Source organism: Paenibacillus sp. Y412MC10, assembly GCF_000024685.1.
In the GTDB taxonomy this organism is placed as follows: domain Bacteria; phylum Bacillota; class Bacilli; order Paenibacillales; family Paenibacillaceae; genus Paenibacillus_AQ; species Paenibacillus_AQ lautus_A.
The window spans coordinates 3,378,517-3,391,698 of sequence record NC_013406.1 but is presented as its reverse complement, the minus strand read 5'-3'; the positions used below and the strand labels follow the sequence as shown (position 1 = coordinate 3,391,698).

The window sequence follows — 13,182 nt, the reverse complement described above, 5'->3', positions numbered from 1 at the left end:
CTTAGAACAGGGATACATCGCTGACTTTGCGGGCGATCCGATTGACCGTCAGAACCAGGATAAGCCCAATGATGCTTTGGAATAGCCCGACGGCCGCGGCGTAGCTGAGGCGTCCTTCCCGAATACCGGAATTGATGGCGTGCACGTCCAGAACGCTGCCCATGCTGGCAGTCGCCGGTCCGTTCAGGAGAAGGAGCTGTTCATACCCCGCGCTCATCAGATTGCCCACCGCGAGAATAAACAAGATGATGGCCACATTGCGGATACCTGGAAGCGTCACGTGCCACATCTGCTTGAAGCGCCCCGCGCCATCCATCTTGGCAGCTTCATATAGCTGCTGGTCGATACCCGCAATGGCGGCCATAAAGATAATGGAATTCCAGCCGATGTTCTTCCAGATATCGGAACCTACAATCATCTGATAGAACCAGGTTGGATTGTTCAGGAACTGGATCGACTCGGCCCCGAACGAGCCCAAGAGGTCATTGACCGGACCGCCGTATGGGGTCAGCAGCCGCTGCATCAAGGTAACGACCACGATCCAGGATACGAAATAAGGCAAGTAAGACAGGGTCTGAATCGTCTTCTTGAATTTCATCTTCCGGACTTCATTCAGCAGGAGCGCAAGAATGATCGGCATCGGAAATCCGATCAGCAGCTTCATGAGGCTGATGATGACCGTGTTGCGGATGATGTCCCCGGACTGATAATAATTGAAGAATTGTTCAAAGTACTTGAATCCGGCCCAAGGGCTGCCTGTAAATCCGCCTATGAAGGTGTAGTCCCTGAAGGCAACTTGAATTCCGTATAAGGGCACATAGGAAAATAGAAAAAACCAGACGATGCCGGGCAGCATGAACAAGTAAAAGAGCTTGTGCTGCCAAATTCGTTTGAATACTCGGTTGCTTGTCCAACGTGACTTGTTCACATTCCCACCTCTCCTTTCTAACATGGGGCGGCGATGCCGCCCCGTCCTCTATAGTTCTGGTACATTCAACCGCAGCGTGATGATTTCAAACGGCGTGAACGATAGCGTGACCTCGGACGGATCGTTCATCGGCAGCTGCGTAAGGCAGTTTTCCATCAGATCAGCGATCCAGGCCTCGGCGGTTTCAAACCCAAGCCGAAGCGACGTGTTCGCGTGCGTTCCTGAAGCTTCATACAGACGAACGATGACATCGTCGCCATCCTCGGCTTTTTTGACGGACTCTACCATGATGTGCGGATGATCAGGCCAGATAAACGATTGTGAAGAAGGCAGCTTTGTTGTTACCTGATCCGATACCTCAGGCAAGGACATCGTGCGAAGCGGGACGTTCAGTTCATGGCCTCTTCGGTAGATTTCGGCTTGCACATGATTCCCTTGGTGCGGATACAACGAATACGTGAATCGATGCTCTGCGCGGTCCGCCTCCGGATCTGGATAAGAGCTGCTGCGGAGCAGATGAAGATCCAGCACGTTATCGATGGCGCGATGGCCATACTTGCAATCATTGAGCAGCGCGACGCCGTAATCCGGCTCCGATAAGTCCACCCATTGATGTGCGCAGATCTCATCCTTCGCAAAATCCCACAGCGTATTGCGGTGGGTCGGTCTGCTCAGGCTGCCGAACTGGATTTCGCAGTGGACCTGATCCGTGCGTATATTAACGGGGAACGACGTTCTTAACATCTTGCCGTTCTCCCTCCAATCGACGTCCGTCTCGAAATCGATGCGCCGGCTGCCCGCCGTCAACACGACGGTCTGGGTCAGCGAGGACTCCCCGTAACCGTACTCGAAGACAAGCCCGATCCTCGGCCCCTCCCGAAGCTCCCGCATGCTCAGCAGGTGTATCGGTGTACCCGGATTCGCCGCATAGTCATGGCGGAAATCCCATGCGTCCCCGTCGTCATGATATACGCGAAGATCGTTGCCTAATCGTCCCTGCTGGATGACTTCGCGGTTTTCGGCTTTATCCAGAACCGACAGGATAGCCCCGTTTTGGTCGAATGTTACGATGACCATGTCGTTCTCCAGGCTTCGTCCTCCAGCTGCAGCGTCTGCGTCCACCCCTGGCGTTTTAGTTAAGATTTCAGAGGAGGATGCGGCTTCTCCATCCGCTTCCAGACCGGCATCATTCGATAAAACAGCGTATCCCATCGATGGAACCTGCACGTGATGCCAGCGTCCATTCACGCTTAGCCACTCTCGCCGCTCCCAAGGCAGCGAATTGAAAATGACGGTTTGCCCGGAAGCCGTTTTACTGTGTGCTATATGATCAGCTAAATAGCTGTAGGTATCGGCAATCATGGTTTCCGTCTGCCCAAGCAGCTCTTCATACCGCGCCAGCGACTCATCGTACACCCGCTTGATCGAAGATCCCGGAAGAATATCGTGGAACTGATACAGCAGGACTTCCTTCCAGATCGTCTCCAGTTTCTCGGATGGATAAGCCCGCCCTAACCGGGCTGCCAGGACGGAAGCAAACTCCAGCTCGCGCAGCGCTTTCTCCATCTTCCGGTTGTAACGCTTGCTCCGGGCCTGACTGGTCAAGGTTCCTTGATGCTTCTCCAGGTAGAGCTCCCCGCGCCACGTCTGGAACGACTCGCGCTCTTCATTCAACCGTTCGAAGAACTTCCACGAAGGCTCTTGCTGGACGGGAGACAAACCGAGCAGGTTTTTCTCGCGAGCCAGCCGTTCCAAATGCTCTTCGCCCGGACCGCCGCCGCCATCTCCAATGCCGAAGAGCATCAAGGCATGGCCGGATACGTTCTTATCTAAATACTCCCGCTCCGCCTTGGCAATGGAGCGAGGGGCTGCCGGACTGTTGTACGTGTCTTCAGGAGGCATATGGGTCAGAACGGCGGAGCCGTCGATGCCTTCCCAGAGGAAGGAATGGTGAGGGTGCCGGTTGTACTCGCTCCAAGAGAGCTTCTGGGTCATCATATAATCCACGCCGGACTTCTTGAGCAGCTGCGGCAGGCTGGCGGAGTAACCGAACACGTCCGGCATCCAGAGCGATTTCATCTCCAACCCGAATTCTTGTTGAAAATATCGCTTGCCGTACAAGATCTGACGAACCAATGACTCCCCGCCCGGCACATTGGTATCCGATTCTACCCACATGGCTCCCTGCGGTTCCCATCGTCCTTCGCGCACCCGTTCCTTGATTTGTTCATACAGTGCCGGATATTGCTGTTTCATCCAGTCATATAGCTGAGGCTGGCTTGCCCCGAACACGTAGTCCGGGTAGCGTTCCATCATGCGGAGCACGGTCGAGAACGTTCTGGCGCCTTTCCGGATCGTTTCGCGAATCGGCCACAGCCAGGCCAAATCGATATGCGCGTGACCCACGGCGCTGATCGTTAAGACCGGATCGCCGCCCTTCAGGCTCAATGGTTCAGCCAGCTTCTTCTTTGCTTCCGCGATGCGCTCCGGCGAGAAATCCGTGAGCCGCAATGAAACGTCATACAGTGCCTGATAGATTCTCTCTTTGCGAGCGGTTCCCGCCGGGAGCTGCTCGGCAGCCTCCAAGAGTACTTCGACATCGTAATATACGCTCCGGATATCTTCCCGGCAGCTGGCGATGACGGCTTCTTTCAAAGTTCCTCCCCGGTATTTGCCAAAGAGATCGTTATTGCCCGCATCGGCCCACACTTCAATATCCGATCCACTCAGGAATATGTCATGGAGCCGGACGACGCGCTTGCCGGGGAGTCCTAAGGAAAAGTCGAATTCGGAATTCACGGTGGTCAAACCCTGTACTGGAAATCCGTTCGGATCCACCAAACACAACTCGCCGTTGATGTCCAGCAGGAGGACGAGGTCCTCCTTGCGGCTCTGCTCCGGAACTCGGCCCGAAAAACGGAACCAGGCGCAGTCCCACAGGTCCCCCCATCGCTGTCCATGGACAAGCGTCATTTTCGTTCCCGTCTTTCGATCCAAGTACGATACAGGCTCAGGCGTAACCCATGCCGTCACTTCCAACTCGGCAACCGGCTCATATATGGCTTCCCGAAGTTTGCTTAATATTTGTTTTAACGGTTCAGTCCTTATCGGTTCGTATGGCATGATGATCTGCTCCTCTCTATTGCATCAGTCGGCTGCAGGTTCCGTCACGGATTGGGATATCCAATCCACCAGAATCACGGCCTGGTTCGCCGCGCCGTGTTCGTACTTCAGCAGGACGGTTAACGACTCCCGATCCCATACCCAGTGGGCAGGCATCGCTTGATTCCCGATGACGTACTGGACGGACGCCGGCTCGGTCGGACAATACAGCCTCGCGCTGGCCTGCATATTGGCCGGTCCCTTGGCCGTGAATCGGAAACCGGCGTCCGATTGGTCGAGCTCCTCGATTCTGGAGGAGGCTGCGATGATGGACACTCTGCCTCCGGAAGGACGTCCGGCTTCAACATCATAGAGAAGCGCCTGTTTCCCGGGGCTTAACGAAATTTGATCATGAACGGAGAGTTTCGAATCGAACAAGTCCACGACAGGACCCGAGATTGTCAGGTCTTTATCGGAGACGGACTCTTCCAGGACCGAAGCAATGATATAAGGACCGCGTTGCAGCTTGAAATAATGTTTGGTATGCCACGGCGGTTCCGTGCCGAAAAGTGCCTCCATCGTGGCCTGGACGGCGCGGCGCAGCCGGTCTGCCCCTTCCTTCGACAAGCTCAGGTCGGCCGGATGCTGATCCAGCCAGCATACGACGCCTTTTCCTGCCTGATGGATACCTTCCGCTACTCCCTTCAGGTCAAGCTGCTCAAACAGATGCTCCCGCGGGGAGTTATATTTCGAGCTGAACGATCCGACCCCAACCTCCGTGTTCCACCATGCGCGTATGCCGTGGTACGGATCGCTGTCATCGCCGACATAGATCAGTGCGCCGCCATCCCGCACCCACTGCGCGAGGGCATTATGAAGGTCTGGATATTCCGGCTTGAAAAATTCATAGCTCAATACAAGGACGCGGTAAGGAGCCAAATAACCCGGATAACGCCTTACATTATCAAGCTGAAGCGGGCGAACCGGGATGCCATGCTTCAACAGGGGCAGCGTCAGACCGTAAAAAGGAGAGAAATCGAGAAGCTCCGTGTCCCCCGCCTCCTGAAATCCTTGGGGGTCCGTGCCGTCATATTTCCCGGCATCGGGCGCTCCAGGCTCAGGCTTCATTCGCTGAAACATCGCGGAGTCTGCAATGAGAACGCCGACTTGCAAGGCGTCTTCCTCCGATTCGATCACTTTTTGGTCCATATTGCCCAGCGTATGCATGACCTGGAGCAGCGTCGTTGCATAGTCGGACGGGATGGATTCTTTGCTTGAGCCGTCCTGGGATGGGTAAGTCCCTTTAAAGATTCGCCGCGGCCATGGCGAGACCTCATAATGGGAAACCCCTGGATGCAGCAGTGAAGCGACCACGGTTTTTAGATAGTTCTGCTGATAATCCGCCCACGTGTGGTTCGGATTGTCTTCGATCGGATCATGCAGGAACCACATGCGTCTGTCCGTTCCCCGAACCAGCTCCTGCATCACGCCGTATTCGAGGTAAGCGGTTTCAAACGTCCGTTCCTTGCGCAGCCCCTCATATACATTCGGCGTCCGGGAGGTCCCCGTCCAGATCTGTGCAATGTACCCGTCTATGGACGGGAGCTCCACGAGCCCTGATTGCGGACTGACGATCCGCCATTGGGTGTAGTTGATCAGACTATGGGTCGGAACGTAAAAGCGAAGGATTCGATCATAACGCTTTAACGCGTAATCCTTCATCTCTGCGCACAGCCGATCGAGCACCCGGGTATATAAATACGCTTTCAATTTGGAAGACCGGTATTGTGCGTCCGGCGAAGCATGTGGCGGAATCCATGGCTCCTTGTAATACAGCAGCCATTCCCGTTTGAACGCTTCCGAATAACCCCCGTTCACCCAAAATTCAGGCTCTTCCAGATGAATGGCCTCCACGCCCGCATCCACCGCGATGCGTATTCGGTCCGCGATAAAGCGGCCAAAGGAAATCGTAGGCACCATGTAAGGAATGACCGGTTGCTTGCCATGCAGGATCATCTCCCCTTGGCGATCCTTCTGGGCTTCATCCCAATGCGGTACGCCGTCTACCTCCCCATCCAGGTAGCTGTTGTATTGCCCCCATGCGACTCCGGTCATGAGATGGACGACGTACCCCTTCTCTTTCCATTTCCGAATGCGCTCAGGCATGGTTTCGTCAATCCCGTACACCATCACGAAGTCTGTCTGAAGATCATAGTCGGGGTGATACGGTGCGGACTCTTGAAACCCGGTTCGTTCTTCCCTGCGATCTCTCGGCACGTGTTTAAACCTCCCTGCTCAGGTTAAATGTACTTTCACTTCATGAACCTCCATCATTTTCTAGAATATAATATATAATATAAATATATTCAATATGTTTTTTGGACAAACCAAAAAAGCCTTCTCCGTTGGATGACGGAAAAGGCTTATTCTTCGCATGGATATTAAGTTCGTGGAACGCGGCCGGATGTTTGGCGGATCACAAGCTCAGGCTCAATCAGCATTTTGCTGTAACTCTTGCCTTCGCCTGAGCCGCGCAGCACTTCCAGAAGTTTGCCGGCGGCTTGATATCCCATATCCCGCTCAAACTGCTTGACATGGGTGAAAATGCTGAATTCCTCCACGATGGAAGTCGGATCGTCGAAGCTGACGATCGATACGTCCTCTGGGACCCTAAGCCCCGCTTGCTTTGCCATCTGATAGATCTGCACGCCCAGTCTCCCGTTAAGCGAAATATAGGCGGTTACCATGCGATTTCGAATGTATCGGTACAATGGGTGCGCTTCCGCATCCTTAAGCACGTTCAGCGGTTTGAAATCCGTAATCATATGCGCCGGATTGATGAGCGCGCCTTTGTCCTTCAATGCATCGATATACCCTTCGATCCGCTCCTGAACCGTCACGGTCTGAAGGGGGGAATCCGAGCAGATGGCGATATCCCGGTGCCCAAGCTCCCATAGATGCTCAACGGCGAGCCGGGTGCCCCGCCTGCCATCGGCGGCAATATAATGAGTCTCGACGCCAGGCAAATACCGGTCGATCAACACAAAAGGAAAACCGGACAGCTTCATGCCCAGTATCTCCTCGTTGTAGTTCTCCTCGTCGATCGGGAAAATCAGCAGGCCTTCGGCTCCGAGAGCCTTCAGATCCTTGATGGCGTCTTTTTCCTTGTCGAGTTTGCCGTCGGTCAGCATGATCATGCTTCGATAACCTTCATCATTCAGAGCCTGCTCGATTCCCTCGATGAGTCTCATGGCAAAGTAATCATGAATCGTGGGCATAATCACGCCAATCATGCCCGTTGCCAGCGTCCTCTCTTTTCCCTTGAGCGACGAAGCCAACGGCTGGTTACCGGGTGAGAAGTCCGCTTCTTCCGCAACAAAACTTCCTTTGCCCGGCACGCGGGCAATCAATTTCTCGTTCGCTAATCCCGTCAGCGCATTGGCAACCGTGATCTTGCTGACATGAAACTGGTCCATCAGCTCCTTCTCTGTCGGAATGCGATCACCGGGCTTCATATTTTCTGATGCTATGACGTGTCGGATATAGTCCTGGATTTGCTGATACAACGGAATTCGATCATTTGTACTCATTCTAATCACATCACCAATTCATTCATGATATTTGAAATATATAATATATCCTTACACATACAAGCGCAATAAACAAGCATGAGCTGACAACGACTGTTACGACAACCCCTTGATGCAATAGCGTTTAACATGCCTGATTTGCAAGAATTATAAGAAGTTTTGTCGAACCTCTTGTAAAATAATATTTGAATATATTAAATATGTGTTGGTAAGCAGTGTGCTGCACGGTATGGTACCGAAAAAAGGAGGTTGGATGTTTACGGATGAGCACGCGCTTCCAGTTGACAACAGAACATAACAAGGAGTGAATTCGCCATGGCCCGTAGATTCACGATTCTCTGTTTAGCCATCCTTTGTGCTTTTTCATTAAGCGGCGGCGCAGCTTTTGCTTCGGGAACGGATGCATGGCCAGCCAAACCCGACGGCTCCGATAACCGCGAACTGCCAAGTTTCAAGAAACCGAAGCATTTGGATGCCGCAGATATTTATGATGCTCCAGGTGACATTAAATTGCTATTAGGGACCTTGCAGGGAATCGTTAACAGGGAACAGCCCCGAATCTATTTGATTGAGTCCCAGGAAGAAGGGAAAATGACCTGGCTTGAAGATATAAACGTGCCTTATACGCTTCATGAAGATTATTGGGACGTATTCGCTGCTTATCAAGGCGAAGCCAAAGGCATGATTGTTTATGATCCGGAAGTTCCCGACACGATTAATGTCGCCACCACCCTCGCAGGACTGAAGAAGGCTGTCGTTGCCAGCCCGGAGCTGGCCGCCAAATTGTCCAAAGCCCCTTACAACTTGAAGACGCTGGACGATCTGCGCGGCAAATTCGATAACCGGCTCGAAGCTTACACCTGGCAGTACGAGAATCTGTGGAAACAGACGAATCATCAGATGTTAGTCGGACTGGACCCGGATACGGCGATTCGAATTCCTTCCGGCCTACCGGAATCGTTTGTAACGATTGCAGAGGAAAAGGAGCAGATTCGCGATGCAAGCAATCGTGATACTTACCAGCTTGATTTATCCTTCCTCTTGGGAAAATCAGAGGTATATCTTCGGTTCGACGATGCTTTCACCCAGGATGGTTGGGGCCCTGCCGTACACGAAGTAACGGTTAAGGCCGACGGCAACGTGATTGCGAGTTTCATCGCAGGTACACCGGAAGAAGAGACCTATCTATATGATCGGCAAAATTCCAAGTTCAGTGAAGGACAGGGCGGTCACCGCTTCGCCGATAACGGCAGTTATTTTGTGTACGAATTCACCCCTCCTGCCGGAACCAAGAACCTGACCGCCGAAGTGGATATGTGGAACCAGTATAAGGTTTCCGCTGGAAATGTCCGTCCGCTATCCGCTGAGCAGCAGGAACCTTATGGTTACTTAAGAGATTACGCCGTAGCCAACAAAGCGATGGTCTTCTGGCTGGATTCCAATGTGCCTGAGCAAAAAGCGCTGTTCGAAAAAATCCTGTCTGATGTGAAGCCGGGAACCCCGTATCTCGGCTGGTTCAGCAACGATGTGGAAGGCGAGTTCAGTTCCGTCGAGATCGCTTCCCGTTATGGCGTTTATGTGCTGGCGGCCGACTGGTTCAGCAATCTGACTGTCTTCTCGGGAACCAAGCCGAATTTCAAGCTGGCGAAAACACCTCCACAGCCGGCCCTGGAGAATAAGATTTACGTAACGTATACTTTTACGGAAGGCGACAACTTCCAATACAACCAGCATCGCATGCGCGTCATGTGGGATGACCCGGCTCGCGGCAAAGTCCCGATCAACTGGACCTCCAGCCCGCTGCTTTATGAAGGTGCTCCAGCGATATTGAATTATTATCTCAATTCGGCTACAGAGAACGATTTGCTGATTGCCGGGCCGTCCGGTGCCGGATATTTTTACCCAAGCCCATGGCCGGATGCAAGCTTTCAGCAGTTCTTGCGGTCTACCGAGAAATACCTGAAAAAGACGGGAATGACGATCCCTTATGTTCTGAATCGAGTCGATAGCGAGAATGTGCCGTTATCTCCGTTTAAAGCCAAAGCATATGAGGAGGAATATAACGTACCCGGTTTATTTATTAGCTATGAAGACAGATACGGGGTTGAAATCGTTGGCGACAGCCTGCCCGTATCAACGATCCGCGGGATCAGCACCGTGCAGGACGGATTGCAGGTCCTGAATGAGGCCAAAGCGAATTGGGACGGTAAGTCACCGCTCTTCGTTTCCCTCGGCATGCTTGCCTGGAGCATGACTCCGTCGGATGCGCTGGCTCTAACCGAACAGCTTGGAACAGACTTCAAAGTTGTACGCGCCGATCACTATTTCTCCTTGATCCGCGAAAGCTACGGCTTGCCGGCAAGCAAGAAATGATGATGTCTTGTTAAGCGAACTGCATATTTCTCAAGGCAGCGTCAGGCCCGATCCAATCGGGTCTGCGCTGCCTGTTTTATTAACGCGGGGTCTGTTGCTATATTTCATAGCATTAACTATATGTAGTTAATATCATTAATTATATATAATTAATGCCATGAATTAATTGATTAATATCATTAATCATCTCTTGTCCTTCATCATGCTGCAATCGGAACTGTGCCTCCAATAACATCGGACCGCCTTCATAAAGTACTCCGTCTCTCCTCGCATCTCTTTATCTCTTAAAAGGAAAATATGGTTCCTTGCCTGCTTGGATCTGTGAGAAGCGGCTGAATTATTTCTTGGGTAATCGCAAAAACCACATCGTTTCGACAGCCGATCTGATGTCCGATTCTCTTCCCTACTCTATTGCAGTCGGCAATCACATGGCGAATAAGATCCTCTCCCCCATACGACTCGCAGCCATATTACGGCTGTGCTTCCTCGCACCATACATAAAATACGGCAAATGGTGAATACTCACTGTATCGAATTAGCATGTATTCCCTCATATGGAGATTAGTATTATGGCCGCAACTAAAAAGATATCCTTAATCGACGTTTACTTCATCATGCTGCTGTCCTTGGGCATCACCAATCACGTTGTCCTGATTCCGCTTCTTCTGCAGAAAGCAGGCCGGGACGCGTGGATGGGCACGTTGCTAACCATGATCCTGCATATTGGCTGGGTGTATATCTTGTTTTTCATTATGAAGCGGACCCGACAACAATCCATCTTCGCATGGTTCAAAGACAGCTTCGGACCCGTGATAGGCTGGATCTTCGTTAGCTTAACAACGCTCTATTTTTTCTGGATGTCCATGGTGATTTTGCGAGAAACGGTGACGTGGATTCAGGTCACCTACCTGCCGCAAACACCCAAAACAGTCGTCTCGCTCACCATTATCCTCCTATGCGTGTATGTGGCGAATAACGGCATTCGCTCGATAGCCATCATATCGGGAATCTTGCTTCCCATTGTATGGGTGTTGGGCCATTTTGTCGCCGTTTCTAATTTGGAATATAAAGACTATACCTTGTTGACGCCGCTCTTCTTGGAAGGTTATACGCCCATGCTTAAGAGCATGCTCGTGGCCGGCGGTGGATTCATGGAGATGATTGTACTGATCTATCTTCAGCATCACATGAAACGAAAGATGAAATACCTCTCGATCGTCATATTGTCTATTTTGCTGGGAGGTCTCACGCTGGGACCGTTGATGGGAGCTATTGCCACATTCGGTCCTGTTCCCGCCATGGAATCCCGCTATCCCGCTTACGAACAGTGGATGCTGGTCACCATAACGAAATATATCACCCATGTCGATTTTCTGGCATTGTACCAATGGATATCGGGGACGTTAATACGTATATCCCTGTTCCTGTTTATTATTGCGGACGGCATTTCCTTTAAAAAAACCAAACGGCGCTTGTGGTACCTGTTAGGGATGGGTGTTGCCACATCCATCATCTCGTTGATCCCGGTCATCGATCGGCAAATCGAGTTATTCGTGCTGGGCAAATATTCGCCATCCTACCTGGTCTTCCTTTCTTCGCTGACGCTGTTGATTGCCATTGCTGTCACATTTCGAGCTAATACCAAAGGAGGGTAGATGATGTCAAACTACAGAAATCGAAATAGCATGTTCCGCCGAAAAAAGAAACCATCCTCGGTCGCAGTGGACCGGCAACCTGCTTCCGACGCATTGGATGAGGAAGCCCTGCGATCCATGTTTGCCAACTCCGCGGATGTCATCATCAAATCTTTCCCAGGAAATCATGAAGATGCTATCCCCGTATTGCTGCTGTATAGCGAAGGTATGGTTGATACCATGCTGATGACACAATATGTGCTGCCGGATCTGGAAGAAAAACTGGAACACTTCAAGGATTGGGAACCTTTAGCCAGAGAACTGGATAAATCGATGGAATGGAGCAAAGTGAAGCAGCCTGCCGATGTCGTTAAACTTCTGTTTGCCGGACGAATGATCCTATTTTTTTCAAAAGAGAAGTGCTTTTATTCCATTGATATTGCCTCGCTTCCCAATAGACAACCTGATGAGTCCAATACAGAGGTGGCCATCAAAGGGGCACGCGACTCTTTTACGGAAGATCTTAACATGAACGTGGCACTCGTTCGAAAAAGATTGCGTACAGCCACACTCCACAATGAGCAAATGATGATTGGCGATCGCAGCCAGACCAGAGTAGCTCTTCTGTATATTTCCGATATTATACGCCCGGAATTTATCAACGAGGCAAAGGAGCGCTTAAAAGGCATCCATGTCGATGCGCTAGTAACAAGTGGCCAGCTGGAGGAAGCCCTTTCCGATTCGACCCTATCCCTGTTCCCACTCATGGATTACATTGGAAGACCGGATTTCGTCGTGGAGTGCTTGTTAAGAGGGCGTTTTGTCATTCTTGTGGACGGGTCGCCGATGGCATTGATTGCGCCTTGCAATTTGCTGGAGTTGTTAAAGTCGCCTGAAGATTCCTATTTTCCTTACCACTTTGTCATATTTGAACGGCTTCTAAGGTTGATAGGTTTATCTCTTGCCATAATGCTTCCGGGGTTTTGGGTTGCCTTGACATGCTACAACATGGATCAGCTTCCTTTTCTGCTTCTTGCGACCGTCACCGTCTCCCGATTCGGGCTTCCGTTGTCGTCGCCAATGGAAATTTTATTGATGCTGGGCATGTTCGAATTATTCAGGGAGGCTGGCGTCAGGCTGCCGAAAGCTGTGGGTCAAACCATCGCGGTCTTAGGCGGCCTCATTATCGGTGATGCTGCCATACGCGCGGGTTTAACGTCGCCCACTATGCTGGTCGTATCTGCAACGACGGCAGTCGCAACGTTTACATTGGTAAACCAGACATTGAGCGGAACGGTCAGCATTATTCGGCTGTATGTGCTGATATGGTCTTCGTTGCTTGGCATGCTGGGATTCTTTATCGGTTTATTCAGTATCGTTGCCTACCTCTCCGTATTGGAATCCTTCGGACTTCCGTACCTTGCTCCTCTATCGCCGCTGACCTTCAAGGATTTGATGAATGCCCTCTTGAAAAAACCGTGGGCTTTCAACAAAAACCGACCGGATATGCTGCAGAATATAGATAACACATCTGAAGAAAGGGAACCTACGTGAT

General features: G+C 51.5%; 7 protein-coding genes. 3 read left to right on the top strand and 4 right to left on the bottom strand.

Features of this window, described 5'->3' with window-relative positions; translation table 11 throughout:
• Position 1: 1 nt before the first annotated feature.
• From GYMC10_RS14770 to GYMC10_RS14755, 4 genes are all read right to left on the bottom strand, one after another.
• Complete coding sequence (locus GYMC10_RS14770) at positions 2 to 928, bottom strand: ABC transporter permease (RefSeq protein ID WP_015735218.1); 927 nt, start codon at positions 926 to 928, stop codon at positions 2 to 4.
• 48 nt (positions 929 to 976) lie between these two features.
• Entirely contained in the window at positions 977 to 4,051 is a 3,075-nt protein-coding gene (locus GYMC10_RS14765) for an alpha-mannosidase (protein WP_015735217.1), read from the bottom strand.
• A 24-nt stretch (positions 4,052 to 4,075) separates the two neighbouring features.
• Entirely contained in the window at positions 4,076 to 6,307 is a 2,232-nt protein-coding gene (locus tag GYMC10_RS14760; RefSeq protein ID WP_015735216.1) for a hypothetical protein, read from the bottom strand.
• A 164-nt stretch (positions 6,308 to 6,471) separates the two neighbouring features.
• Complete coding sequence (locus GYMC10_RS14755) at positions 6,472 to 7,620, bottom strand: GntR family transcriptional regulator (protein ID WP_015735215.1); 1,149 nt, start codon at positions 7,618 to 7,620, stop codon at positions 6,472 to 6,474.
• 315 nt (positions 7,621 to 7,935) lie between these two features.
• Between GYMC10_RS14755 and GYMC10_RS14750 the strand changes: the two genes are divergently transcribed.
• The 3 genes from GYMC10_RS14750 (at position 7,936) to GYMC10_RS14740 (ending at position 13,181) form a co-directional block, all read left to right on the top strand.
• Entirely contained in the window at positions 7,936 to 9,993 is a 2,058-nt protein-coding gene (locus GYMC10_RS14750; RefSeq protein WP_015735214.1) for a GxGYxYP domain-containing protein, read from the top strand.
• A gap of 569 nt (positions 9,994 to 10,562) precedes the next feature.
• Positions 10,563 to 11,648, top strand: coding sequence for an endospore germination permease (locus GYMC10_RS14745; protein WP_015735213.1), 1,086 nt, complete (start codon positions 10,563 to 10,565; stop codon positions 11,646 to 11,648).
• A 3-nt stretch (positions 11,649 to 11,651) separates the two neighbouring features.
• The gene (locus tag GYMC10_RS14740) at positions 11,652 to 13,181 is read left to right on the top strand and encodes a spore germination protein (RefSeq protein WP_015735212.1); all 1,530 of its coding nucleotides are present in this window, start codon (positions 11,652 to 11,654) and stop codon (positions 13,179 to 13,181) included.
• Position 13,182: the final 1 nt, after the last annotated feature.

Coding starts and splice junctions, on each gene's coding strand:
- GYMC10_RS14765 (WP_015735217.1), bottom strand. CDS start 4,051: ATGCCATACGAACCGATAAGGACTGAACCGTTAAAACAAATATTAAGC.
- GYMC10_RS14755 (WP_015735215.1), bottom strand. CDS start 7,620: ATGAGTACAAATGATCGAATTCCGTTGTATCAGCAAATCCAGGACTAT.
- GYMC10_RS14750 (WP_015735214.1), top strand. CDS start 7,936: ATGGCCCGTAGATTCACGATTCTCTGTTTAGCCATCCTTTGTGCTTTT.
- GYMC10_RS14745 (WP_015735213.1), top strand. CDS start 10,563: ATGGCCGCAACTAAAAAGATATCCTTAATCGACGTTTACTTCATCATG.
- GYMC10_RS14740 (WP_015735212.1), top strand. CDS start 11,652: ATGTCAAACTACAGAAATCGAAATAGCATGTTCCGCCGAAAAAAGAAA.